The organism is Shewanella sp. ALD9 (genome assembly GCF_002836315.1).
Lineage (GTDB): Bacteria > Pseudomonadota > Gammaproteobacteria > Enterobacterales > Shewanellaceae > Shewanella.
The window spans coordinates 99,574-125,999 of the sequence record NZ_PJCD01000002.1 but is presented as its reverse complement, the minus strand read 5'-3'; the positions used below and the strand labels follow the sequence as shown (position 1 = coordinate 125,999).

The window sequence follows — 26,426 nt, the reverse complement described above, 5'->3', positions numbered from 1 at the left end:
TATAGGCCTATGTTCAATAACAACTTATCAATTTTAATCGTTTCAGTGGCCTACTAACGAGATTAAGCGTTTTCTTTGTCTTTTTTCATTACGCGAGCTTTTTCAATTTTCCACTCACGTTCTTTGGTATCTTCACGTTTATCGTGATCTTTTTTACCTTTACCTAAGCCAATTTCGACTTTTACCCAGGCACCTTTGCGCCAGTACATTGATAATGGTACCAGGGTGTAGCCTTGACGCTCAATTAGGCCGGCAAGTTTGTCAATTTCACTGCGCTTTAATAGCAGTTTTTTGGTTCTGATTGGATCGCATATTACATGGGTTGAAGCGGTATTAAGTGGTTGAATAGTACAACCATGCATAAAGGCTTCACCCTCTTTAATATAGACATAACAATCAGATAAATTTACTTTACCCATGCGAATGGACTTAACTTCCCAGCCCATAAGTTGTAATCCCGCTTCGATTTTGTCTTCTATGCGGTATTCAAAGGTCGCGCGTTTATTGCGTGCGATGCTCGCTGAGGCGTTTGCTGATTTCTTTTTTACCATTATTATTACCGTTCTGATTGCCGTTATTGACCTGAAGGATGGTGCTGGACAACCCGCAGTGAGCCCATTTGATAAACTCTATTATGCTAATACTATTAACTAATAGATATGGGGGAGATTTTTGATATTTCAACGATTATACCCAGTTTCTTGGTGATTGTGTTATTTCCAACGTGATTTAACGCTCTCGGAGATGCCTTTTTTATTTAACGTGATAAAATCGCACTATTGTATTAACGATAGTGATGTCAGATGCCCAAGATTTCCAAAAGTATGCTGGTTAGATTTAGTGCCTTACAGATGTATGATTTAGTCAATGATGTTGAATCGTATCATGATTTTCTACCGGGATGTGTCGGTGGTAAGGTGCTTGAGTTTGATGGTCAAACCATGGTGGCGTCGGTTGATGTTAGTAAGGCGGGGATCAGTAAAACATTTACCACCCGCAATCAAGTGATCCAAGCTAAATCGATTTCACTTGAATTGGAAAATGGCCCGTTTAAGTATATGCATGGCTTGTGGAAATTTACTGAGCTTACCGAAGATGCCTGTAAAGTTGAATTTGATTTAGACTTCGAATTTTCAAACATGCTGGTTGATATGGCGTTTGGCAAAGTGTTTAAAGATTTGATGTCGTCAATGGTAATGGCATTTACTGACAGGGCAAAGGTGATTTATCGTGATTAATGAAACAGAAAAGTTCTCGGTAGATGTTATTTATGCATTGCCAAAACAGCAGAAAATTATTTCGGTGATGGTGTCGCCAGGCACTACATTCATTGAAGCCGTTAAGCAAAGTGATATTGTTAAATTTTTTCCGGAGATTAACCTTGAAGAGGTTAAGCTTGGGGTGTTTAGTCGCCAGGCCAAACATGATGAGGTACTCGTTCCTGGGCAACGTGTTGAAATATATCGCCCGTTAATTGCAGATCCTAAAGATGTTCGTCGCAAGCGTGCCGAAAAAGCCAAAGACGAAGGTCGTATTAATAAAATCACCGGTGCTAAAGTCAATTAACTTACCATTAGTAAGGTGATGGATTAAGTTTTTAGGTGGTTATATAATAAAAAAGCAGGACTCTCGTTAGAGATCCTGCTTTTTTATTGGCATAAATCACATGTTATCGTGTGGCTTATGTTGGTGCATTATCATTATCATTTTCGGCCTGGTTTTTTAACGCAGGACGTAGCTCTTCAACTAAAGGTTTCGCATCTGGACGAACTTCTGGTAATAAAGGCTTAAGATCCTGTTCGTTAACTGACGGCAATGAGCTTTCATCAAGTGGAGTATTAAATTCTGCACTTAGGTCATAATCACCAGCAACACTTGAAATCTTGTCGCCATTAAAGTGAATGATCAACTCTTTATGAGTAATGCTAGCATCTCGACCACTTTTAAAATGGTACACATAATACCAAGTGTCATCGGAGAAGCTGTCGCGCAATACTGGACGACCTAAAATATATTCTGCTTGCTCTTTAGTCATGTCGACACGAAGTTTTTCAACTTGCTGTGTTTCCATGTAGTTGCCTTGTGGCACATCTGGCTTGTAAATCAACCAATCAAACACACTGCATCCGCTAAGAGATAATGAAAGCGCTACTGCGCTTACAAGGGTAAGACTTTGTTTTTTGTTTATCATTGTCTGCGCTACTTCCTAAATTCTATCGGTCATCATACCCAAGCAGTCCCTATGCTGACAAGGGTCTATTAGAAGATGTTGTGGTTTTGAGTCAATTTAGCGGTTGAAGTTCCATTTTCTTCGATAAATAAATTTGGAGTAAATTTTCATTTTTATTTAACATTGTACAAAAAATGTTGGTAGGATGTTGCTCAATTTATGATTTAGATGCCCTAGTTAACCTTTAATAATGTCAAGTGCTATTAATGCATAAGTTACTGATAATTTTATTTTATGCTTCTATTTAGCGTTGTAATTATTTCAAAATAAGAAACCACGATGACGAGACAACAAGCACCGATAGCAACATTAACCAGTGCAAAGAAAGGTAACCTTGTTTGTGTTGGCACGGGATTACAGCTTGCAGGGCAAATAGGTGCATTAAGTTTAAGTTATATAGAGCATGCTGATGTGGTCTTTTCGTTAGTGCCCGATGGTTTTTCTGAACGTTGGTTAATGTCGCTTAATTCAGATGTTCGCTCGCTTCAACCTTATTATGCTCAACCCGATGAGGTAAAAAATCGTCGTGATACTTATGCCGAAATGGTTGACGCTATCTTAGACGAAGTTCGCTTAGGCAAGTTAGTTGTATGTGCCTTATATGGCCATCCTGGGGTATTTTCTTGCGTAGCGCATTGGTCGATTAAACAGGCCCGCAGTGAAGGTTTTGACGCTAGCATGTTACCGGGTATTTCAGCTGAAGCTTGTTTGTGGGCTGATTTAGGCATTGACCCAGGCAATAGTGGTCATCAAAGCTTTGAAGCGACTCAGTTCATGCTTTATCACCATGTTCCGGATCCTACAACGCATCTTTTACTTTGGCAGATTGCTCTTGCGGGTGAACATACCTTAACTCAATTTAGTAGCACTAAAGATAAATTACAGATTTTGGTTGAACACTTAAATCAGTGGTATCCGCTGGATCATGAAGTGATTATATATGAAGCAGCAAATTTGCCATTTCAATCACCTGTTATAGAGCGCATGCCGTTATATGTATTGCCAGAGGCTAAACTAACGACGATTAGCACATTGTTAATTCCTCCAGCGCGTCCAATGACGCTTAACCATGAGATGTTAGCCAAATTAGGTATCGCCGAAGCAGATATTGGCTAAGTATTTTTATGGCTGTTCACAAATGAGGTAATAAAGTAATAGTATGCTTTAAACCGCCGTACTTTTTATCGACAAGCTATTAATGGTGATTATTGGATGTAAATGATTCAATCTTAGCGAAATTGATATAGTTTTTATTGATAAAAAGATGTTAATGGGCAATTTTGTGTAGAGATTTGCAATAAAACAATTGGTTACGACGTTTTTTGTCGACGGAACGACCCAGTAAAGTTAAAGTTGTTACAAATGATAATCACATAGATGTAAATTTAAGTCGCTAATTACAAATATAATCTAGAATATAAGGTTACGATATGTCTAACATGAATACATTTTTTACTAAGCTTGGAACGGACGCCGCTTTATTGGAAGCATATAAGCTTGATCCACGTGGTGTAATGAAATCAAATGGATTAACACAAGAAGAGATTGAAGCTGTGATGTCAGGAGATAAAGCACGTGTTAGCCAATTGTCTGGTGATAAAGAAATGGCCATGTATATGATTATAAGTAATCCGACAGAGTAATTATTTTTTGCCTCAAATATTGATGTGTTTTTTTATTATCATCGTGTTGCTTTTTAGCCGCGCGGCGATAGCTGACAACATCGATTATGATAAAGAACTCGACACTATTGAACAATCTTTGAAGACTGATATTGGTTATGCCATTGAAAAGATTGATACCGCGTTATCCTCTGAATCGTTACTCACCTCACCACAGCATAGCCGTCTGTATATGTTGCTAGGTACAAAAGATCTTTATTTAGGTCATTTTGTCGAAGCAGATAAAGCTTTCGATGAAGCACTGACATACGGACCACTTGGTGAAGAACTCACCAATATTTATTTATTGAAAATCACTGCAAATATCGGCTTGAGTAATTATCAAAAAGCTTTTGCTCTTTTAGAGGATAACCTTTCTCGTATCGACAGTTATCAAGATCAAAGTATCAAAATAATGTCCTATATTCGCTTGATGAATGTGTATTTACAGCTTAATGCTTATGAGGAAATGCTACGTATCGCGCAATTAGCACTGAGTTTAAACCAAGGTAAAGACCCAAAAAGTGAATGTTTTTCGATGTTATATCACTCAGTTGCTCATTTAAAGCTAGCCCACTTTGATCAAGCCGAGACGTTCTTTAAAGACACTCAACTTTATTGTAAAAATCATGGTTTTCCATTGATTGAGATTATGTCAATTAAGGGGCAAGGTAATGTTTTGTTTGATAAGGGCTTATATGCTGAAGCAGAACCATTTTATCTAGTGGCTTTAGAGCGCTACCAGAAGTTTAAATTTCAAATTGAGATTAATGAAATACAGTCTTATTTGAGCTCGATATATTTCCATCTGGGTGATTATCAGCAAGCCGATATGTTTGCGCAGTTAGTTAATGCTTTACCCAATAAGCCCAGTAATATGCAGGTAAAAAAACGTGTTAGCGAAATACTGTCTTTAATTGCGGGCAAACGTGGTCAGTTCGATAAAGCATACCAATATCAAGTTGTTGCTTCTGCACTTGGTCAGCAATTACTTGATGAACAGAAAGTAAAAGAAAATGCCTACCAAATGGCCCGCTTTGATAGCGTTGAAAAAAATCGTGAGAATACCAGCTTGATCCAAGACCATGAACTTTTGATGAAACAAAAAGATTTATTCATGAAAGAGAAAAGTTCATCGATTATGTTTTCAACATTATTAGTTGGGCTCTCTGTTGGTTTATTATTGTTATTAATATCTGCTTGGATGCAGCGTAATCAATTTATGAAGCAAGCGCAGCGAGATGGATTAACAGGTATCTTTAATCGCCGTACCGGGCAAGAAATGGCAGAAAATGAATTTATTCAAGCTCAAATGCTTGGCGAGTCATTTTCTGTGCTGTTGATGGATTTAGACTTATTTAAAAATATTAATGATCAATATGGTCATGCTACGGGCGATTGGGTATTAAAAAAGGTCACACATGTGATTGGTGAAATGTTAAAGCCGACCCATATATTTACCCGAATGGGTGGGGAAGAGTTTGCTATTTTTATGCCAAAGCAAACTGAAGATATCGCGGTTGAATTTGCCGAACAGGTTCGCCATGCCGTTGCCAATATTAACACCCGTTTCTCAGGGCACGATTTTACTGTCACAGTGAGTTGTGGTGTGAGTAGCGTCGATAAGGATGACCTAAGCCTCGACCCGTTAATTCGCCGTGCCGATTTAGCACTTTATAAGGCTAAACATAACGGTCGAAATTGCGTCATCTGTTATAACGACGCCATCAAATAACGATAACCCTCTAGCTGACTGTATATCCCTCCCGTGTATTACCTTGAGTAAAGTAAATCAACATATGCTAAACCAGCTTGTGATAGCAGCTAAACGCTGACACTACGGCAGTTGTGAACGTTACAGTGCACTGGATAAGGAAAGTTAATCAAAGCTTTTTTATCAGCGTAATTTGCGCTATTAATTTATCACAGACACGCTATAAGTGCGCCTTGTTAGTCGAGCAACGAGTAAGTTGGATAGTGCAGATTTGAAATAATCTCTTTTTATCGCGCAACCCCATCTTTTATTCTGAGTTAATATTATGCATTTATGGTCTGCACCAAATTGCTTCAAGGTAAAATCCTCCGCTACAAATGCTAACGCTATGTCCGTCTTATTTTGTCACTTACAACATGTGTTAACTCCATACACTCATCACCGTTTGCGTTACCTTGTTGGCCACTCTATTTGAGCTAGAGCTGAATCATTAACTATTTATCAATAAACGACAATTAACATACTGTGAGCGAAGCTTGGTTATTATTGGCATATTCCGCCCAGCGCAGATCACCGTTTGTTACTTGTTGCTGCACCATTTTGGTTCTCTATTGCCCCATTTATGAAGTTTTTTTAAATTATTTTTAAAAAAATTGAATTTTATTTAAAAAAAACCAATCTACTTGAGCTTGTTGATCGGGTGACGTAACTCACATTTTAAGCCGTTGCGGCGGCTTATTTTATTCCGTTTACGTAAACGTAAATTTAAAACAGTTGTTTAAATTTAGTGATTAATTACCTAGTTTTAACTATCTGTTTTTAAAGTTTAAAACCTTGTTACGTGTAGGTAAGCTAGAAACGTTACAAAATTGTTTAATTCAATGGCATAGACTAAAGTTTAGTAAATATAATTTTACATCAAGTAATAATATTACAAGCTATTTTTCCATTATCATTTACCGGTCAATTGGTAAGATGAATTTCAGATGGCCAATTTAAAGTATAAGCTCTATTTTTTTATTGTGTTTAATATCATTTGTTTAAGTGTTTATTTCTCGGTTGGTAAGACCATTTTATGTGATCTGTAATACTGGTTTTTAAGTCGTTTTAGTAAAGTGAAGACTGTTGCAATTACAAACGTTTTTGGTTAGTTTTTAGTACGAAACAGACATTTGAAAGTTTTTGGTAAACAGTCAGCTTCAGTTAAATGTTATTAGAAATGGTTTATTTGAACGCGAATATATACGCCGATGAGTTGGTATAGATAAGCGTGATAAGTAGACAGTAGATAACGTCACTACACAGTGAAGCATGACAACCGATATCAAAACAGACAGCATTTAGGGAGCCATTATCATGACGGCAGAACAATTAGTAGCTCAATACAGTAAGTCCACAGCAAATGCTGATGATTCGATTAAAACCGATCTCACGTTTATTGGTCCCACTGTCAACGGCCAAGAAGACGTTTTTAACTCTGGCGCTGTGGCTTTCCTTGATTCGTTATGTGCAAAATTTGTTGATGAAGTACCTGAGCTATTAGCTAAGCGTAAACAAAAACAAGCTCGTATTGATAATGGTGAGTTGCCTGATTTTTTACCTGAAACTCGTGCAATTCGTGATGGTGATTGGACTATCCGTGGCATGCCTGATGATCTCACTGATAGACGTGTTGAAATTACTGGCCCCGTTGACCGTAAAATGATCATCAATGCTTTAAACGCGAATGTAAAAGTGTTTATGGCCGACTTTGAGGATTCATTAGCACCGAGTTGGCAAAAAATTGTCGAAGGACAAATTAACCTTCGTGATGCCGTTCGTGGCGATATTGAACTAACCGTTCCTGAAACCGGTAAGCATTATTCGTTAAACCCTGATCCTGCAGTGTTAATTGCTCGTGTACGTGGTTTGCATCTTATTGAAAAGCACATTGAATACAAAGGCAAACCTATTCCTGGTGGGTTAGTCGATTTTGCTATGTACTTTTACCATAATTATCGTCAGCTGTTAGCTAAAAAATCTGGACCTTACTTTTATATTCCTAAGTTAGAAAGCCATGTGGAAGCGCGTTGGTGGGCAAAAATGTTCGCCTTTGTAGAAGAGCGTTTTTGCTTACAGCCTGGCACGATTAAATGTACTTGTTTAATTGAAACATTACCTGCGGTATTTGAAATGGAGGAGATTCTTTATGAACTTCGTTCAAACATTGTCGCGCTGAATTGTGGTCGTTGGGATTATATATTCAGCTACATCAAAACCTTAAAGAACTATCCAGACCGTGTACTACCCGACCGTCAAGCGGTAACGATGGATACTAAATTTTTAAGTGCTTATTCACGTCTATTGATAAAAACTTGCCATAAACGTGGCGCATTAGCCATGGGCGGTATGGCAGCATTTATTCCTGCTAAAGATGAAGCGACTAACGAACTGGTACTGCAAAAAGTGCGTGGCGATAAAGAGTTAGAGGCTCGCAATGGCCATGACGGTACTTGGGTCGCACATCCTGGTTTAGCCGACACCGCAATGAAAATTTTCAATGATTACATCGGTGGCGATAGAACCAATCAATTACACATTACTCGTGATGTCGATGCACCAATTTTAGCCAGCGAGTTACTTGAGCCTTGTGAAGGCGAGCGAACTGAAGCAGGCATGCGTTTGAATATTCGTATTGCGTTGCAGTACATCGAAGCGTGGATCCAGGGTAATGGTTGCGTGCCGATTTACGGTTTGATGGAAGATGCTGCCACGGCTGAAATATCGCGCACTTCTATTTGGCAATGGATCCAGCATGGTAAAAGTTTATCCAACGGCAAACTGGTCACTAAAGCATTGTTTAAAGACATGTTGAAAGAAGAAATGGCCAACGTGAAAGAGGAACTTGGTGCAGAGCGCTTTAAAGCAGGTGAGTTCGCCAAAGCGGCAGCATTATTTGAACAAATTACTACCTCTGATGAGCTAGTCGATTTCTTAACATTACCAGGATATGAACTGTTAACGGCGTAATGTCCGGATAACGATATTAATTACAACACTACTGAATTAGGCAAAGTTGAATGATTCACTTTGCCACCCTCATACAGTAAGGAGCGACACTATGACTACACAACTTACTCGTCAGCAACAGGTTGATGTAATTAAGAAAGATTGGGCTGAAAATCCACGTTGGAAATCGGTTAAGCGTCCTTTTACTGCTGAAGAAGTTGTTGCTTTACGTGGCTCTGTTGTACCAGAAAATACCATTGCTAAAATGGGTGCTGCAAAATTGTGGGAACTGGTTAACGGCGGCGCTAAAAAAGGCTACGTAAACTCACTGGGCGCACTTACTGGTGGTCAAGCTGTACAACAAGCAAAAGCGGGAATAGAAGCGATTTACTTATCAGGCTGGCAGGTAGCTGCTGACGCTAACTTAGCGGGCACTATGTATCCAGACCAATCACTTTACCCAGCAAACTCAGTACCTGCTGTTGTGAGCCGTATTAATAACTCATTTCGCCGTGCTGACCAGATTCAATGGGGCAAAGAAGTAAATCCTGGTGATGACAATTACACTGACTATTTCCTACCTATCGTTGCTGATGCAGAAGCCGGTTTTGGTGGTGTATTGAATGCATTTGAACTAATGAAATCAATGATTGATGCTGGTGCTGCAGGTGTTCACTTTGAAGACCAATTAGCGTCTGTTAAAAAGTGTGGCCACATGGGCGGTAAAGTTTTAGTGCCAACCCAAGAAGCGGTGCAAAAGTTAGTTGCTGCACGTTTAGCGGCAGATGTTAGTGGTGTTGATACCTTGGTTATTGCACGTACTGATGCTAATGCTGCTGATTTAATGACTTCTGATTGTGATGAATATGACCGTGAATTTGTTACCGGTGAACGTACTAACGAAGGTTTCTACCGTGTTCGAGCTGGTTTAGACCAAGCAATCTCACGTGGTCTTGCTTATGCACCTTATGCAGACTTGATTTGGTGTGAAACGGCTAAACCTTGTCTTGAAGAAGCGAAGAAATTTGCTGATGCCATTCATGCAAAATACCCAGATCAACTATTAGCTTATAACTGTTCACCTTCGTTTAACTGGAAGAAGAATTTAGATGATGTAACGATTGCTAAATTCCAGCAAGAGCTGTCTAACATGGGTTATAAGTATCAGTTCATCACGTTAGCGGGCATTCATAACATGTGGTACAACATGTTCGATTTAGCCTATGACTATGCACGTGGTGAAGGCATGAAGCATTATGTTGAAAAAGTACAAGAGCTTGAATTTGCTGCTGCTAAGAAAGGTTATACCTTCGTATCGCACCAGCAAGAAGTGGGTACAGGTTACTTTGATCAAGTGACAACGTGTATTCAAGGCGGTAAATCGTCAGTAACAGCGCTAACGGGCTCTACTGAAGAAGAACAGTTTTAATCGTTAGTCCCAACCGTTTTACAAGTTTGGTCACTTTGTGACTGTTGTAACCCCGTGCGGCTCACCTACAGGTCGTACGGGATTTTTATCCTCATATGATGGTTTATAAGCGAATGCTTAGTTGTTAAACCTGATTGTTTGGATACTTCCTACCCGTAAGTTTTTTCCAACCACACTATTGTGATTGCGGCTCTTGTGAGCCGTTTTTTTTATTTGGCCTCAAACTTACACATTAGCCGTACATAGTTTATACACTAAATATAGCAGTCCGTTGATTATTTAGACATGCGTACAATAAAAGGCAATCAAAGGATTACACTTGTTCTAAAATGAGTATACTCATTTTAATATCTATTAAATATGGGTTAATTTTTTGAAAGCTTCAAATCAACAAAAAGGCGCTGATTACTGGACTAAACGAATTAGTGAGCAAGAAATGCCTGCGTTGTGTTCAACGGTTCGTGACTTAGAGAAACTGGCCAAAGATGATGTGTCTTCATTGGCGTTGCTAGGTCGCAGTGTGATGCATGATAATGCGTTAACCTCACGAATTTTACGTGTTGCGAACAGTGCTATTTATAATAAAGGCATTAATCAGGTTTCTACTGTTAGCCGAGCTGCAGTGGTACTCGGGTTTGATACTATTCGAAATATTTGTCTCACCGCCAAATTATTAACCAGCTTATTAGAAAACAAGCACTTGTCCGAAGGTGTTTATATTCGCTTATTAAAGCTAATGGCCCAGTCGTTTCAATCGGCTATGTTGGCGCGAATGATGATGAATGATAGAGGGGAATCATTACGTGAAGAAGTCTTTATTGCTTCTTTGCTTTACCGGATTGGGGAAAGTGCTTTCTGGAGCATGGGCGGAGAGACTACTGAAACATTAGATCGTAAGTTAGCGGCGATTGATGACAAAGTGGAACGGAGTTTTGTAATAAGAGCAGAACTAGGAACCTCTTTTGTTCAACTTACACAGGGTATTGCGAGTAGTTGGGGTTTAGGAGAAGTATTACAAAAATCTTTAGCCCAACCTGATGACCGTATGCCTGAAATTCGTTGTATTTTTTTGGCAGATAAATTATCTGAAATTCTCTCAAAATCAAATGTAAATCAAGTTGAACTGCAAAAGCGAATTAAACAAATTGCGGAGATGCTAGATATTAGCCCAAAGGAAATGACCCAAAGAATTGTGTCTTGCAGTGAAGCGACTCATAAATTAGCGGCGGCCTATGGCGCTAAGGTTTTAATCCCCTATATTGCTAACTCCAGTAAGATATTGATTCATAAAAGTGCTGTATTAGACTTGAGCCCACAAGATGCAACTGCAGACGAGCCTGAGTTAGATGTAGTATTAGAAATACGTCGTGTGGACCAAAGTTATCAATTGAATAAACTACGTCAACTTACTCAATATGCAGTAGAGAAAACCGATTTCAATCAAATTATGCGGACTACATTAGAAGGTATTTTAACCGGAGTAGGAGTCGACCGTTGTGGTGTTTTACTTTTATCGCCAAGCCGAAAGTTGTTACAACCTCGAATAATGATGGGCGACGGTGTTGATATGCTTCGGCAGGCTTTTGTTATTGACCTTGATGATAGAAAGTCTGTCTTTAGTCAATGTATTGAACAAAAGCGCAGTATTTGGGTTAATGCGCCTTCTTCGCAAGGTTGCAAAGTACAAATTGATTATGCACTCGTGGAAAAATTTTCGATATTTGGTTTTTTGATTGCGCCATTAGCCATTGGTAATAAAGTACTTGGATTATTTTATGCTGATAGGCATTGCACTGCTCGTCATTTTGAATCGCAAGATAATGACAGTTTTACTCATTTCTGCCAGTTAGCGAACGTGTGTTTTGCCGTGTCGATGAGTTAATATAGTTGACTGAACAAATAATAAGGAGATGCCTATTGGGCATCTCCTTTTTTCTATCATTTTGTGATTATTGCATAATTAAGCTGGTAATACGTTTGGCTTTATCGTTTGGAATTGGAAAACTCAAATGATATTGCGCTATCTTCCATCCTTCAGAAGTTTGTACCAACGCACCTGTACCCCGGCTGATACCATACGCCGGGCTATAGAGCTGCTCGTCAAATACAATGGTATCGTCAATTTGTAACAAGTGACGTGACTTTAAATCGTAACGCCAGCCTTTAGTGGGTTTGGCATAATGCTCAAATTCAACCATATTCCAACGCTCTGAATCATCGGTACCAATAAACACCGCTTGTGGATGATAAAGACTAAAATAAGTGGTCCAGTCAGCAGCAGCTGCACTTTCATGTAATAAATTTAACAAGGCGCTGACTTCTTGGTTGTCTTTTTCTGATAAGCCTTGGCTATCAATTAACTCATTTTTTTGGCTAATGTCTTTTATAACAGCTTCACTTTCGGAGCTCACTTGCTGACTAACTTGTTTGTTTTTAGGCTCAGTTTGGCTCTGTTCAAGTGTTGATTCTTCGGCTTCACTTGCATGTAAATCGAAGGCTGCCACTGTCGTCATTAACACGGCAATAAAACCGAGTCGGTGAATGATTGATTGCATAGTATTCCTGTTAACCTAGTAAATTATTATTATGTGTTTTAATACTTTTTTAATGCCAATTTATTGGATCTAGTTGATAAAACTGGCTCAATTCTTTATACAATTGTTGATGCTGTTGGTAAAACTCCACGGGTCGTTCAAAAAACGTTTCACTTATCACCGCAAAAAACTCCGCCGGGTTGGTCGCGCCGTAATAGTTAAATAATGACGGGATATGGTGTTGAGCGCAATACTGAAGTTGCTTAAATTCTTGCCCCAATGTGCTAGACCATGAGCGATATGAAGTGATATCGCGCAGTGGTGGTGCACCATTAGCTGTTCCATCTTCTTGATCAAGCTGGTGAGCGAATTCGTGTATAACAACATTGCTACCATCAAACTGATCGGCAGCGCCTTCTATAGTGCTGTTCCATGACAATACGACTTTGCCATATTCCCAAGACTCTCCCAGCAACACATTGCGTTGGCTTGATTGTACCCCTGCGAGATCCGTGCGGTTTTTCTCAACGATAAACGCGCTTGGATAGACTAAGATTTGTTTAAGTTTTGGGTAATAGTCAGTTTTACGGTTGAGTAATAATAAACACGCTTGGGCTGCAATCGTCACTTTTACTTCGTCATTGATTTCGAATCCGTCACAACCGATAAATTGTTTCTCATCAATAAATATCTGAATATGCTTTTTGAGTTGAAGTTGCAAATCCGTCGGCATGGCTTTGAAATAAGGAAAACGCTTTTTTAATATATGACGCCATTGAGTGGGAAATGGTTTGCTGGCGACAATGCTACGTTGACGGTTGAGGCGCCATTGGCTACTGACAATCCATGCCACAGCTGTTATTGATATAACGAGTAATATTACAATCGCGATCATAGAAGTGTCCTGGTAGTCGAAGAGGGCGTTAAGATTGTTATCTTAAGCTTATGTATTATCTGAGCTTGCAATTTTTAGCATGGCTCATTTATTTCATTCGCTAGTCGCTGTTTAATTCCATGAGTATTTAATGGGGCAGTTTGTTAGCAAATTCAAGCTTTAGGAAAAACTAAATAGCAATGGGAGACATAAGTGATAACGTAGTTTGCTTAACGTGTAGGTTGGGATTTTGGTTAAATAAAAGCACTGGCTAGCAAATATTAGTCTCATATTTACTGCCAGTGAAAGGGCGGGGATAAAGTGGTCGTCGTTGTGTTTGGTTAAATTTATGTTCAATTAACTATTTGTCTGCAAAATTAACTATTGGTCTGTAAAGCTAACATCTAACCGTTTTTGTTGTTGTGGAGATAGACTAAAATATTGTGAAATCAACTGCCTGATAAGTTTTGATTTTGCTATTCCTCCTTGCTGACTGAGTAATGCGAGCTGGCTTATTGCCGTTTCACTTAAGGTATAGGTACAACGTCTAAAAGGTTGCTGTTTACTTTTATTGACCGATTTTATTGGCTCTACATGCTGTGGATATTTTCGTTGTAAAAAATCGATTATATTGTTTTGCTTACCTGCATCGCTTGTCATTAGCGTTTGCTTTTCCTCATGTTGAGGGCGGTCTTGGCCAGCAGCATATAAATCGGCTGCTGCAATAAAGTCATCAATTGATACTGCAATGTTATTGGTGCTTTTACATAACGAAGCGTTTTTCTTGAGATCGGCTAGTCCCATAATTTCCTCTCATCGTGGTCACGTTCGATGCAGTATTGCGCTGTTCAATGAGTTGCTTTGCATCAGTAATGTCGAGTAATTCACAGGCAATATTGCGCATTTCTTCTGCAGCTTTACCTTGGGGTTCTAACTCAAATACTGATAAGCCAGATTCTTCACTGTCGTCGTAAATATTGCGGCTGTAGTTAACGGCATCTAATACATTAATGTCATAAGTACGACAGACATCTTTTGCTTCAGTAATTCTGCTTGCCTGGTTCGGTAAACTTGGGCATTGAGTGATCACAAATGATGCTTTCATTTTTGGGTTTATCATCAAACAAGTTGAGACGATATCGTCCATATGGCTGACGGTTTTTAAATCTCGTCGTTTTGGGCGCAATGGCATTAATACATAGGATGCAACTGACATGGTTGCTCTAAGCGCTAGATTATCTTGGCCACCACAATCGACAATAACATAGTCATAATGTTGCTCTAAGCTGAGCAAGTCATTACGAATTTTGCCATACAGTTGCACGCAGTTAATGGCCGGCAGTTTTGGGTTGTTGTTCCGAGCTTGGATCCAGTCTGATGTGGTTCTTTGCGGATCGCAGTCGACCATAATCACGCTGGCTTGAACTTCATTGGTTAGGAAGACTGCAATATTTTGCGCAAGGCAGCTTTTACCACTCCCCCCTTTTTCACCACCAACTAATATGATCATGGATGTTGCCCTCTCAATATAACTAACTTACACCGTTAAATGTAATTGATACTACACTGTAATAATGGTTATAGATTTAGTCAATTAGCTGATTTTTGACGGTTTTTTATTAATGTCTTCGAGGCGGTTATTTGACTGTTTTGACCATAAAGGCAGAAAATTGACAGCAAAGGTTTGCATCCGCCAATGTTAGTGAAAGGTTAAATTTAATAATGACTTGCAGCTGTTATGTGCAAATAACATTGTTGTTTTATGAGGTGTTTTCAATGCATATAAAATATGAATACGTGTTTTATATGCATTAAATGACTATAAATCTATTTTGATATAGCTAATTGATATATTTTAGGGATGCAGCAAAACGAGTTATTTTAAGCTTAAATTTGATTCAATCGGTTATTTTACGCTAACCAGTGGTCTTATTATTGTCCGATATAGTCAGTTACAATCGCTTTTGAACTGAGCCTGGGGTGAGTTTGAATAGAGGCGACGATTCATTCAGCATGAGTTTACTCAGGGTTGGTTGATTAATGAGCCGCTAACCTCTCATTAATTAACCCAGTATCAATCATTGTGCATTTCACTCGTTGTACTTTTTTGATGGCCCGTAATGTCAATCGCGTGCATTGTCAGTTCACTTTGCTTAACTTAAAGCAGTTTTGATAAAGGCTTTGAACTGATAAAATAGTTAATGTAATCGGTATTACATTAACCTAATCGATAAACAAAGGCGTGGAGCCATAAGTGATGAATGAGCAGCAATTGTTAGAAGCGATTAATCAAACCATGCCATTTGGTAAATATGCTGGTCGTAAATTACTGCAGTTACCAGAACCTTATTTGGTTTGGTTTCACTCTAAAGGTTTTCCTGAAGGCAAACTTGGTGAGCAACTAGCATTAATGTATGAAGTGAAGCTCAACGGATTGGAAGAAATGCTTCAACCTTTGTTAAAGCGGTGAAGCTAGGTAGTAAGCGATGAAGCTGGTAACAAGCGATGACGAACGTAACAGCCTAGAGGCTAGCGCGGACTGCGTCCTGCTAGATCGCTACGCTGTTAAATAAAGCGGTCAAAGCGTTCGCTCGTTATCGTCCTAGCTCTACCGCTGTTATAGAATCTAGCCGCGAAGCGTCCTAGCACCTAGGCTTGTAACGCTCGTTATCGTTTTTTATCGCTTTTATAGCGTTCTCGCAGGACTAAGCCCGCCCTAGTAGCGAGTCTATTAACCGTTTTTTCATGTAAAAGCCGGTAAACGTTTGGCCACACTTTTGTTGATAGCTTGTTTGTTGCAAAACAAATCCCATAGCTTCAAACAACGGTTTAGATAAGTATGACGCATCAACACTGAGATAAGGATATGGTTGCTGAAGAGCCCAATGTTGTAAGTGTTTATAGAGTGCGCGGGCGATGCCTTGCTGCTGATAGTCGGGGTGAACGTATAAGCAGTCAATATACCCCTGGTGTTTAAAATGAGTTTCTAGACTAATAAAACCAATGACCTTTTGGTTATCAAGTGCTAACCAGGCTTTATTTCGTTTGTATCGTAGTTGCCAAAATTTGGCCGAACGGGGTGCTGATGACCACGCATTGAGTTTTAAGGTCGGGTATCTTGGATGAATAATGCCTTGTACAGCCGTATGGTATAATTCACTTATTTGAGTTGCATAGGATGCAGAAAAATCAACGATTTGATGAGGTTGATTTATTGAGTTTTTCATAAAAAAGACCAATCGATAAGATTGGCCAATTATGTAAGTTTTTTACGATAAAACGTACTATTTTTTATTAATATTGCCAACAAACATGATTTTATCAAAGGTTCTGTTTAGGCTTGAGCTTTTAAAGTCGCTCATCCACATTTGTTCAGACACTTCTACCTTATCGCCTTTAGCCACTTCAGTTTGCGGACCCGCAGCCCAATATGTTTTGTCAGCTTCTTTTAGTTGAACGTAGGTATAACCGCCACCATTCATGGTGTCGAGTACTTCGCCTTGATGCAAAGCACCTTGTGCCCATACAGAAGAAACACCCATAGCCAAAGTGGCAGCGGCAGCAAATGCAATTAATTTAGCTTTCATGTATGTATTCCTATTTTGCCAAAAATGATAATTAATGAGGATATTAATTCAACCTTTGAACTATTTAACCATCTCTGCTCATTATGGTCTGTGATCTACCGCGAATTATTGTCTTCTATCTGCTGTTAGGTGGTTTCTTTTAGGTATTGTCTTCTAAATATATGAAGTTGCCGTTTAATCGCGATGGCTAATGTAATGTACATTTGTAAATAGTTGTCCCGTAATGAGATGGCCATGTTGACTAACAAAATCGATAAAGGCTTCTGGCAGCGTTTGATTGCTCATCGGTTGCTGCCAGTGGGCATGCAATAACGCATCATAACCTTCCTTACCCGCTGCGGTATAAGAACTTGATACGCCAATATACAACTTATTAGATTCAAGAGTTTGCCATTGATCCTGCTTGTAGATATCAATTTGAGTGATCCGCTGGCCTTTAACTCGCTTACCATCATAGAAGTAGCGTAATCCATAGGGGTAGGGGAAACTGCCCGCACCTGTGCCGACAATACCATTATTGGTAGCGCTATTGATGGACGATTCTAAAGCTTCAATAATATGTTTACCCATAATTTGATACAAGGTTAGGGGTAATTCGAATGGCAAAATGCGGCCAATAACATCGGCAAGTGATAATTGCCCTTTATTGAGTGATTGCCTTACACCTCCCGCATTATGGAGTGCAAAATCGATATTTGGCTCAATGTATTTAGCCGCTTTATACATGCTACGACTCACCCAAGGGGCTATTTCACTGCCATGAGGCAGCTGTTTGCTGGGCAACCTAGTGTGGACAAAGTTTCGAGGTATATGAGCCAGTATTTGGTTTTCTAGCGCATCTAATGATGGGCGGTATTGGCTGTGAATCACCTGATGAATAGCATCATCATGCTTAGCGTCTTTTATGCTTGGGTGATTGAACAACTGCTCGATTAAATCTGCGGCAATAGCACTATCGGCAGGCTGTCCGTCTTTGGTGCTGACATGAATATTGTCATCAAGCATAAAATAGTTATTACCGATAAGTTCGGTTACTTTGCCATTTGAATCAAAATTGATTTGGGCAATACCCAGCGTTTCTGCATATTTTCCGGCATGCAAAATAGGCGTTGAGTTTATGGTTTCTGCGTAAGGAATATCACTTAAGCCAATGTTGCTCATATTACCTTGGAGAGTATGAGAATGTCCGCCGACAATTAGACTTATGCCGTCGACACAGGCAGCAAGTTCTTGGTCTTGGTCTAAACCTAGGTGGCTTAGTACAATAATATGGTTAATGCCTTGCTGTTTCAGTTTTTGAACTGTTTTACGGGTAGTGTCGATAGCATTAACAAAGTGGGTATCGGGATCCGGCCTAGCAATTAAATGCATTTGATCTAAGGTAATACCAATAATAGCCATTTGGATATCGTGAAATGGCTTTATCAATACTTTTGCTGTCCCGGTACTGTCATCAAAGTCGTACAACATCGGGTGGCCGTATAATCGACCTGTTTTCTGCCTATCTTCTGCGCTTAAATCCATATTTCCGGCTAATACCGGAAAGTCGATACGGTTTAAAAAGGCCTGCACAGGGCTATTACCTGCATCGATTTCGTGATTACCCAACACCATGGCATCAGGTTTGAGTAAGTTAAGAAGGTGTGCATTGGCGGCACCTTGAAACTCTCTAAAATATAAAGTGCCCTGAAAGCTATCGCCGCCATGTAAAAATAGAAATGGAGTTTGCTCGGCTGCGGCTTGCTGCCTTGTTTGTTCAATTTGGTAACCTAAACGCGCATAGCCACCTGAATGGCCTTCAAGTGTATAAGTGCGTTGCTGGGCTGTCAGGCTAAACTGGACTGGACTAGGTTCGAAGTTAGAATGAGTGTCATTAATATGAGCTATAGATAAACGATAAATATGTGACATTTTTTTCCTCAATATAATGTCACCATCTTATACTAATTTAGCTAAACATGTCATCACTGCGCGTTGTTGTGATCTTTATATTGCAGCTCAAACAACGGAAATGATGGTACTAGTTGGCTGGATATAGCCAATACAGTTTGTATTAAAAAATGCGACCAACAGAATGTTAATAATTGATTTTTTGATTATGTATCCGTGCGCAAGTGGCTTAATTAACCAAGTTAATTATCATCGTATATAACTAAACCTTTATTCTTGATTCGTCGTTGCCACAGCTTACGTGCCAGAGCTTGCATGTTGGGAGCTAAATCCTTTGAATCAACGATTTCTAAACCAATTAAGGTTTCGATGATATCTTCAATTGTCACTATCCCTTCACTTGAGCCATATTCATCAACCACTAATGCCATTTTAGCATTACGTTTTATCATTAATTGAAACAGTGGCAATACTCTTACGGAAGAGGGGACTACAAGTAACGTTTTTAAATGAGTACCAATTTCGGTATCTGGTGCTTGGCGAGACTGAAGGATAATGTCATTACGATTGACATAACCAATCACATTATCTCGGTCACCTTGGTAAATCGGAAAACGAGTAAACGGGCTCGACAAATATTGGTCGATAAATTGCGCATGAGTGATGTGAGTCGATAATTTAAATATTACCGTTCTGGGGGTCATGATGTCGCTGACGTGCATGTCTTTCATCGATAACATTTGGGTTAAAATTTGTGATTCTTGTTCACTTAACTCACCACTGTCTTTACCCATTTTACTCATCGCGCCGAGCTCTTGACGAATGTATTGACCGTTATTACCTTTGCCTAACAGATTGGTGACTTTTTGAGACATCCAAATTAAAGGCATGGTCATTTTTTCCATCCAGAATAGGCATACCGATACCGATGGCGCCAATTTACGCCAATGATTAGCCCCTAATGTTTTAGGGATGATTTCTGAGAGGAACAAAATTAAAAAAGTTAGAACAGCTGAGAATACCCCAAGCATTTGACTACCAAACACAATAGCCGCCTGTGCGCCTGCAATAGAAGCACCCATGGTATGTGAGATGGTATTTAGCGTTAGGATAGACACTAAAGGAGAGTCAATATTTTGCTTTTGCTTATCGAGCTGCGCAGCAATAAAGGGGTTAGTTTCTTTTAGGGTTGCGATATAACTTGGAGTGACAGATAAGAGAACTGCTTCAAAAATACTACACAAAAAGGAAATCAAAATAGCAAAAGAAACAATTAGTAAAAGGGTTAACATAGTGTGAGTAAAAACTTCCTCGTAGAAGGCCATATAGCCTACAGTAATACTAACATATCACTAGATGCAGATATACTGGCTAAAACGTGATGCTAACTGTATAATTCGCCGCCCTGTTACAGGTTTTGGTGTTTTGAGGTTAGGCGAATGAGTGTAAAGAAAATCAATTTATTAGATCTTGATCGTAAAGGACTACGGGCGTTGTTCAGTGAGATGGGCGAAAAACCGTTTCGTGCCGATCAGTTAATGAAGTGGGTTTATCACTTTGGTGTTACTGACTTTGAAGAAATGAACAACATAAACAAAGTGTTGCGTACCAAACTTGCCGCGAAGTGTGAAATTGTTGCGCCTGAAATTGCGAGTTTTCAAAAGTCGAATGATGGCACTATTAAATTTGCTATCAATGTTGGCCAAGGCCAAGAAGTTGAAACCGTATATATTCCTGAAGAAGACCGCGCGACCTTGTGTGTATCGTCACAAGTCGGCTGCGCTTTAGAATGTACCTTTTGCTCAACGGGCCAACAAGGTTTTAACCGTAATTTAACGGTATCTGAAATTATTGGCCAAGTTTGGCGTGTATCGCAATTTTTAGGTTTCCATAAAGACACTGGCGATCGACCAATTTCTAACGTAGTGATGATGGGGATGGGTGAGCCTTTGCTGAACCTTGCTAACGTGATCCCTGCGATGGATATTATGCTGGATGATTTTGGCTTTAGTTTATCTAAACGTCGAGTGACGTTATCAACCTCTGGTGTAGTACCTGCACTTGATAAATTAGGTGACGCCATTGATGTCGCATTAGCGGTAAGTATTCACGCACCAAATGATGAACTGCGCGATGTGTTGGTTCCAGTTAATAAAAAATATCCATTACAAGAATTTTTAGCGGGTATTCGTCGTTATTTAGAAAAGTCTAATGCAAATCGCGGCCGCGTGACGGTTGAATATGTCATGCTTGATCATATTAATGACAGCACAGACCAAGCGCATGAACTTGCAATTCTAATGAAAGATACTCCATGTAAGATTAACTTAATTCCGTTTAACCCATACCCTGGTTCTCCTTACGGTCGTTCTTCTAACTCACGCATAGATCGTTTTTCTAAAGTGTTGATGGAACACGGCCTAACAGTGATTGTTCGTAAAACTCGTGGTGATGATATTGATGCTGCTTGTGGCCAACTAGCTGGCGATATTCGTGATAGAACAAAGCGTTTAGCAAAAAAACAAATGCAACAGAATCAGATTTCAGTCACAATGGAATAACTCGTTGTTTGCATAGATAATAGGCTTATAAATGAAGCACGGAATGCAAAAGGTTGTTCTGATTACTTTAGTGGCTTTGTCCGTCACTGCTTGTGTTACTGAGCGTACTTACAGTGGTACTGATACCCCTGTAGCAGAGCGTCGGTTTGATAAGCAGGGGGCCGCTAGAGAACGAATGCAACTTGGGTTAACTTATCTAAATCGTGGAAATAGTGAACAAGCCAAGTACAATTTAAATAAAGCTGTTGAATATGCACCGAATATCAGTGAAGTTCATATGGCAATGGCTTATTATTATCAAACAGTTGGTGATATAGAGCGAACAGAAGAGTCATATAAAAAAGCCATTAGCTTGAGTGATGTTACTGGTGATGCACGGAATAACTTTGGGGTGTTTTTGTGTCAGCAAAATAATTTTGTTGAGTCTGAGAAAATGTTTCTTGCGGCGATTGAAACACCTAAATATACCCGTACCGCATCGAGTTATGAAAACTTAGGCGTATGCAGCCGTAAAGCCGGTGATAAAGAAAAAGCGCGACAGTATTTTAATATGGCGTTAAAGTATGATCAAAGACGTAAAGTAACGTTATTAGAATTAACCGAGTTAGCCATGGAAGATGCTGACTACGGCAATGCGCGCGAACAACTCGCAAGATACCATCGAGTTGCTAGCGAATCAGCAGAAAGTTTAGCCTTAGGGATTAAGATTGAGCGGGCGGCGAATGATATAGAAGCCGTAAAACGATTTGGCATTTTACTTATTGCCAAGTTTCCTGCATCTCCACAAGCCAAAAATTATAGAGCTAACTTGAATTAATGACTAAAGAATTCGAAGTAGAACAAGACGTAGAAGAAACGTCATTGTTAAAGGATGTTGTTACTGCTGGCGCCATTTTAAAAGCGGCTCGCGAAGCAAAGGGACTCTCAATTGAGACCGTAGCAACCCAATTGCATTTACGTCCCAAGATTATCAATGATCTTGAAAATGACATTTTTGTTAATATTGCCTCCACCACATATGTTAGAGGTTATATTAAAAATTATGCCCGTGTTGTGAGTGCTGACATTAACCAAATTCAACAATGCTTAAGCCATCAGTTGCCTGAAATTGTTGCGCCTGCAATGCAAAGTTTTTCACGTAAAACGACTCATCAAGCTCGTAATAGTCGTCTTAATTTAGTGACTTATCTTATCGTTGCCGTATTGATTGCCATGTTAGTGTTGTGGTGGGTACAGAAATCATCGTTACTAACCAATGTTGATTTATCGCAGCCTACCGTTGAAGAGATTGCTGCTGAAAGCAACATGCCTGAACCGCAACAGATCATTCGAAGTGGCTCAGTGCAATCTACTGCTAATGATGTAGGTAACGAAGGCAATGATAGTGCAACAGATTCGGCTAACAAGGCAGCAATAGAAGCCGAAGATAAGCTGATTCAAACGGCACAAGATGCAGCCAGTACTGCACAACAATTAGCGGCTAGCAGCAGCGTTACAACTGCTAGTACTGAATCTTCATCAACAACCGACACCAGTTTAGCCAGTGGCGAAAGTGTGTTAACCATTGAGCTTACCGGTGATTGCTGGGTTAACGTGACTGATGCAAACGGCAAAGTGATGGTTGATGGCGTGAAGAATTCGGCACAACGAATTGAAGTTCGTGGAATAAAACCTTTTAAAGTGATTCTGGGTGCTCCTCAAGTAGCCAGCATCAGCCTCGATGGCAATAATGTCAGTTTAGCTGAGTTTGCCAACGGTCGAGTTGCAAGATTAACCCTGCCTAAAGCGTCATAATGCTTTAGCAACAGCAGTAGAGCATATTTGCATGTATAACGAATCCCCAATTATTCGCAGACCATCAACACGTATCTATGTGGGCAATGTCCCTATTGGTGATGGTGCACCGATTGCTGTTCAATCGATGACGAATACTAAAACTACCGATGTTGCGGCCACCGTGGCGCAAATTCTAGCATTAGAAAAAGTGGGCGCTGATATTGTACGTATTTCAGTACCGACAATGGATGATGCTGAAGCCTTTAAAATTATCAAACAGTCTGTCAATGTGCCATTAGTGGCCGATATTCATTTCGATTATCGTATCGCGCTTAAAGTGGCCGAATACGGTGCAGATTGCCTGCGTATTAACCCAGGTAATATCGGCAATGAAGAACGCATTCGCAGTGTGGTTGAGTGCGCCCGCGATAAAAACATTCCCATCCGTATCGGAGTGAATGGTGGCTCGCTTGAAAAAGACTTAATGGACAAATATCGTGAACCAACGCCTGAAGCATTATTTGAATCAGCGATGCGTCATGTGGATATTTTGGACCGTTTGAATTTCGATCAATTTAAAGTCAGCGTTAAAGCGTCAGATGTATTCCTAGCTGTCGCATCATACCGTCTGCTGGCTAAACAAATTCGTCAACCGTTACATTTAGGTATTACCGAAGCCGGTGGGATGCGTGCGGGTTCAGTTAAATCAGCTGTCGGTTTAGGCATGTTATTAGCTGAAGGCATTGGTGATACTTTACGTATTTCGTTAGCGGCCGATCCGGTTGAAGAAATTAAAGTTGGTTTTGATATTTTAAAGTCGCTACGTATTCGTAGCCGTGGCATTAACTTTATTGCTTGTCCTTCTTGTTCGCGCCAAGAGTTTGATGTGATTAGTACCGTCAATGAACTCGAACGTCGTCTTGAGGACATCACCACTGCAATGGATGTGTCTATTATTGGTTGCGTAGTCAACGGTCCAGGCGAAGCGTTAGTGGCTGATATCGGCTTAACTGGCGGCCATGCTAAGAGCGGTTATTATGATGACGGAGTGCGTCAAAAAGAGCGCTTTGACAATAAAAATATTGTCGATGGTTTAGAAGCAAAAATCCGCGCTAAAGCCAGCATGATGGCTAATCGCATCGCGATAATCGATAAAACTGAATAATCTTAATCCTGTGCATGGCAACCAAGAGTTGTCGATGTTGAGGGTATATTTACATTTTATTAGCGCAAGCTAATCAAGAAGTGGACACGTTAACAGTGGCAAAGCAAATCCAAGCTATTCGTGGAATGAATGATATTCTGCCTACTCAAAGTCCTTTATGGCAAAAAATCGAAGCTGTATTGCGCTCATCAGTTAGTGCATTTGGTTACAGTGAAATTCGTACACCTATTGTAGAAAGTACCGATCTTTTTAAACGCTCTATTGGTGAAGTGACCGATATTGTTGAAAAGGAAATGTACACCTTTGAAGATCGTAACAGTGACAGCTTAACCTTACGCCCTGAAGGCACAGCCTCAACAGTGCGTGCGGGTAACGAACATGGTCTGCTTTACAATCAAGAACAACGTTTATGGTATATGGGACCCATGTTTCGTCATGAGCGCCCGCAAAAAGGTCGTTACCGTCAATTCCACCAGTTTGGCGTTGAAGTTTACGGCATTGCTAGCGCCGATATTGATGCTGAAGTATTAATGTTATCTGCCCGTTTATGGGACTTGTTAGGCATTAAAGAACACGTGGCACTTGAGCTTAATACTTTAGGCGATCCGGCTGAACGTGCAGCTTACCGTGATGCCTTAATTGCATTCTTAGAGCAGCACAAAGACAAGTTAGATGAAGATAGTCAACGTCGCATGTATTCCAATCCATTGCGAGTGCTAGACAGTAAAGATCAGCAAGTGCAGGCTCTTTTAGCTGATGCTCCCGCATTGATGGACTATCTTGGTGAAGAGACCAAGACACATTTTTCAACTTTATGTGAACTCTTAGACGCTGTTGGTATCCAATACACCATTAATCCGCGTTTAGTCCGTGGTTTAGATTATTATAACCGCACTGTATTTGAATGGGTTACCACTAGCCTGGGCTCTCAAGGTACAGTATTGGCGGGTGGGCGCTATGACGGCTTAGTCGGCCAACTTGGTGGTAAAGATACCCCAGCTGTTGGTTTTGCAATGGGCCTTGAGCGTATTGTACTATTGCTTGAAACACTTGAGTTAACCAGTGATATTGCCCCAGAAGTTGACGTTTATGTCACTGCAATGGGTGAAAATTGCGTCGTTGAAGCCATTAAAGTGGCTCAAGAGTTGCGTCAACAGTTACCAACACTTAAAGTCATGAGCCATTGCGGTGGTGGCAACTTTAAAAAGCAAATGAAACGTGCCGATAAAAGTGGTGCTCAGTTTGCGTTAATTATTGGTGAAAACGAAATGGCTAATAGCCAAGTCGCTATTAAACCGCTAAGAACAAACGATGAACAACAATTGGTTACGCGTAGTGAACTCGTAGCTAAAATTGCAGAACTGATTTAAGAACAGATTTTAAAGGGGAAGTGCAAGTGGAAATTTATAGCACAGAAGAACAACAAGTAGATGCTATCAAGCAGTTCTGGAAAGATTATGGTACCTCAATTATTGTGGGTGCCGTAGTAGGCCTTGGCGGTCTATATGGTTGGAACGAATATTCAGACATGAAAGTGACGGCGGCTGAAGAAGCTTCAGAGTCGTTTCAGTCTATCGTGACACAGTCGGCTAACCCTGCTGCGTTATTGGTTCAGGCAGAAAGCTTTGCATCAGAACATGATCAGCAAGGTTATCAAGCATTGCTTGAATTAATGGTAGCAAAGTCAGCGGTTGAAGCGGGTGATTTAGCTAAAGCTGAAGCTTCATTTACTAAGATAATTGCTGCCCAACCAGGTTCTGGTTTGGGTATGGTAGCGATGATTCGTTTAGCACGTATTCAAGCAGAACAAAACAATATAGGCATGGCGTTAGCGACGTTAGATCAAGTGACAGATAAAGCATTTGCTTCACAACGTGAAGAATTGAAAGGCGACTTTTTAGTGCGTCAAGGTGATTTGGATAAAGCCAAATCAGCTTATCAAGCAGCAGTGGATAATGGTGGCGCGTTAGCCAGTCCAGCGCTGACCATGAAATTAGACAATCTAAACAAGGCATAA

25 protein-coding genes are annotated in these 26,426 nt (G+C 40.0%); 15 read left to right on the top strand and 10 right to left on the bottom strand.

The window, feature by feature from the left end:
• Window positions 1–62: 62 nt before the first annotated feature.
• The gene (gene smpB / locus CXF88_RS04060; RefSeq protein WP_011636568.1) at window positions 63–551 is read right to left on the bottom strand and encodes an SsrA-binding protein SmpB; all 489 of its coding nucleotides are present in this window, start codon (window positions 549–551) and stop codon (window positions 63–65) included.
• A 252-nt stretch (window positions 552–803) separates the two neighbouring features.
• Here smpB and CXF88_RS04055 point away from each other — a divergent pair, with 252 nt between their 5' ends.
• On the top strand, window positions 804–1,238 hold the full coding sequence (locus CXF88_RS04055) for an SRPBCC family protein (protein ID WP_101085551.1): 435 nt from the start codon (window positions 804–806) through the stop codon (window positions 1,236–1,238).
• Window positions 1,231–1,566 carry an RnfH family protein gene (locus CXF88_RS04050; protein ID WP_101085549.1) on the top strand — a complete coding sequence of 112 codons (336 nt, stop codon included), beginning with the start codon at window positions 1,231–1,233 and terminating at the stop codon, window positions 1,564–1,566. The genes CXF88_RS04055 and CXF88_RS04050 overlap by 8 nt, the downstream gene beginning before the upstream one ends.
• Window positions 1,567–1,681: 115 nt before the next feature.
• Here CXF88_RS04050 and bamE read toward each other — a convergent pair whose 3' ends face one another.
• Window positions 1,682–2,191, bottom strand: coding sequence for an outer membrane protein assembly factor BamE (bamE, locus tag CXF88_RS04045; RefSeq protein WP_101085547.1), 510 nt, complete (start codon window positions 2,189–2,191; stop codon window positions 1,682–1,684).
• Between the two features lie 318 nt (window positions 2,192–2,509).
• Between bamE and CXF88_RS04040 the strand changes: the two genes are divergently transcribed.
• The 6 genes from CXF88_RS04040 (at window position 2,510) to CXF88_RS04015 (ending at window position 11,904) form a co-directional block, all read left to right on the top strand.
• Window positions 2,510–3,346: an SAM-dependent methyltransferase gene (locus CXF88_RS04040; protein WP_101085545.1), complete on the top strand. Its 837-nt coding sequence runs from the start codon at window positions 2,510–2,512 to the stop codon at window positions 3,344–3,346.
• A 314-nt stretch (window positions 3,347–3,660) separates the two neighbouring features.
• On the top strand, window positions 3,661–3,873 hold the full coding sequence (locus CXF88_RS04035; RefSeq protein ID WP_101085543.1) for a hypothetical protein: 213 nt from the start codon (window positions 3,661–3,663) through the stop codon (window positions 3,871–3,873).
• A gap of 7 nt (window positions 3,874–3,880) precedes the next feature.
• A complete protein-coding gene (locus tag CXF88_RS04030; protein ID WP_157822770.1) occupies window positions 3,881–5,626 on the top strand; it encodes a GGDEF domain-containing protein in 1,746 nt (581 codons plus the stop codon).
• Between the two features lie 1,335 nt (window positions 5,627–6,961).
• Entirely contained in the window at window positions 6,962–8,614 is a 1,653-nt protein-coding gene (aceB, locus tag CXF88_RS04025) for a malate synthase A (protein WP_101085539.1), read from the top strand.
• Window positions 8,615–8,705: 91 nt separating this feature from the next.
• Complete coding sequence (aceA, locus tag CXF88_RS04020) at window positions 8,706–10,022, top strand: isocitrate lyase (protein ID WP_101085537.1); 1,317 nt, start codon at window positions 8,706–8,708, stop codon at window positions 10,020–10,022.
• A 373-nt stretch (window positions 10,023–10,395) separates the two neighbouring features.
• Window positions 10,396–11,904, top strand: a complete 1,509-nt coding sequence (locus CXF88_RS04015) for an HDOD domain-containing protein (RefSeq protein ID WP_197708408.1) — start codon at window positions 10,396–10,398, stop codon at window positions 11,902–11,904.
• Between the two features lie 67 nt (window positions 11,905–11,971).
• On the opposite strand, the gene CXF88_RS04010 is transcribed toward CXF88_RS04015, so the two are convergent.
• From CXF88_RS04010 to CXF88_RS03995, 4 genes are all read right to left on the bottom strand, one after another.
• A complete protein-coding gene (locus CXF88_RS04010; protein ID WP_101085535.1) occupies window positions 11,972–12,577 on the bottom strand; it encodes a nuclear transport factor 2 family protein in 606 nt (201 codons plus the stop codon).
• 49 nt (window positions 12,578–12,626) lie between these two features.
• A complete protein-coding gene (locus CXF88_RS04005) occupies window positions 12,627–13,451 on the bottom strand; it encodes a M90 family metallopeptidase (RefSeq protein ID WP_101085533.1) in 825 nt (274 codons plus the stop codon).
• Window positions 13,452–13,811: 360 nt separating this feature from the next.
• Window positions 13,812–14,234, bottom strand: coding sequence for a hypothetical protein (locus tag CXF88_RS04000; RefSeq protein ID WP_101085531.1), 423 nt, complete (start codon window positions 14,232–14,234; stop codon window positions 13,812–13,814).
• Window positions 14,194–14,940 (bottom strand): AAA family ATPase, encoded by a 747-nt coding sequence (locus CXF88_RS03995; RefSeq protein ID WP_101085529.1) that lies wholly within the window; start codon window positions 14,938–14,940, stop codon window positions 14,194–14,196. The genes CXF88_RS04000 and CXF88_RS03995 overlap by 41 nt, the downstream gene beginning before the upstream one ends.
• A 747-nt stretch (window positions 14,941–15,687) precedes the next feature.
• Between CXF88_RS03995 and CXF88_RS03990 the strand changes: the two genes are divergently transcribed.
• Window positions 15,688–15,900, top strand: coding sequence for a DUF3820 family protein (locus CXF88_RS03990; protein ID WP_041413444.1), 213 nt, complete (start codon window positions 15,688–15,690; stop codon window positions 15,898–15,900).
• Between the two features lie 235 nt (window positions 15,901–16,135).
• Here the strand turns inward: CXF88_RS03990 and CXF88_RS03985 are convergent, their stop codons facing one another.
• The 4 genes from CXF88_RS03985 to CXF88_RS03970 all read right to left on the bottom strand — a co-directional run bounded on the left by CXF88_RS03985 (window position 16,136) and on the right by CXF88_RS03970 (window position 20,199).
• Entirely contained in the window at window positions 16,136–16,657 is a 522-nt protein-coding gene (locus tag CXF88_RS03985; protein WP_101085527.1) for a GNAT family N-acetyltransferase, read from the bottom strand.
• A gap of 57 nt (window positions 16,658–16,714) precedes the next feature.
• Window positions 16,715–17,017 carry a hypothetical protein gene (locus CXF88_RS03980; protein WP_059747853.1) on the bottom strand — a complete coding sequence of 101 codons (303 nt, stop codon included), beginning with the start codon at window positions 17,015–17,017 and terminating at the stop codon, window positions 16,715–16,717.
• Between the two features lie 174 nt (window positions 17,018–17,191).
• Window positions 17,192–18,928: a bifunctional metallophosphatase/5'-nucleotidase gene (locus CXF88_RS03975; protein ID WP_101085525.1), complete on the bottom strand. Its 1,737-nt coding sequence runs from the start codon at window positions 18,926–18,928 to the stop codon at window positions 17,192–17,194.
• Between the two features lie 221 nt (window positions 18,929–19,149).
• Window positions 19,150–20,199 (bottom strand): hemolysin family protein, encoded by a 1,050-nt coding sequence (locus CXF88_RS03970; RefSeq protein ID WP_162024297.1) that lies wholly within the window; start codon window positions 20,197–20,199, stop codon window positions 19,150–19,152.
• Between the two features lie 147 nt (window positions 20,200–20,346).
• On the opposite strand from CXF88_RS03970, the gene CXF88_RS03965 reads away from it, so the two are divergent.
• The 6 genes from CXF88_RS03965 (at window position 20,347) to CXF88_RS03940 (ending at window position 26,426) form a co-directional block, all read left to right on the top strand.
• Complete coding sequence (locus tag CXF88_RS03965) at window positions 20,347–21,468, top strand: bifunctional tRNA (adenosine(37)-C2)-methyltransferase TrmG/ribosomal RNA large subunit methyltransferase RlmN (RefSeq protein ID WP_011636587.1); 1,122 nt, start codon at window positions 20,347–20,349, stop codon at window positions 21,466–21,468.
• A 31-nt stretch (window positions 21,469–21,499) separates the two neighbouring features.
• Window positions 21,500–22,285, top strand: a complete 786-nt coding sequence (gene pilW / locus CXF88_RS03960; RefSeq protein WP_101085522.1) for a type IV pilus biogenesis/stability protein PilW — start codon at window positions 21,500–21,502, stop codon at window positions 22,283–22,285.
• On the top strand, window positions 22,285–23,262 hold the full coding sequence (locus tag CXF88_RS03955) for a RodZ domain-containing protein (protein ID WP_101085520.1): 978 nt from the start codon (window positions 22,285–22,287) through the stop codon (window positions 23,260–23,262). The genes pilW and CXF88_RS03955 overlap by 1 nt, the downstream gene beginning before the upstream one ends.
• A gap of 31 nt (window positions 23,263–23,293) precedes the next feature.
• A complete protein-coding gene (gene ispG, locus CXF88_RS03950) occupies window positions 23,294–24,409 on the top strand; it encodes a flavodoxin-dependent (E)-4-hydroxy-3-methylbut-2-enyl-diphosphate synthase (protein ID WP_101085518.1) in 1,116 nt (371 codons plus the stop codon).
• Window positions 24,410–24,504: 95 nt separating this feature from the next.
• The gene (gene hisS / locus CXF88_RS03945) at window positions 24,505–25,779 is read left to right on the top strand and encodes a histidine--tRNA ligase (protein WP_101085516.1); all 1,275 of its coding nucleotides are present in this window, start codon (window positions 24,505–24,507) and stop codon (window positions 25,777–25,779) included.
• Between the two features lie 26 nt (window positions 25,780–25,805).
• The gene (locus tag CXF88_RS03940; RefSeq protein ID WP_101085514.1) at window positions 25,806–26,426 is read left to right on the top strand and encodes a tetratricopeptide repeat protein; all 621 of its coding nucleotides are present in this window, start codon (window positions 25,806–25,808) and stop codon (window positions 26,424–26,426) included.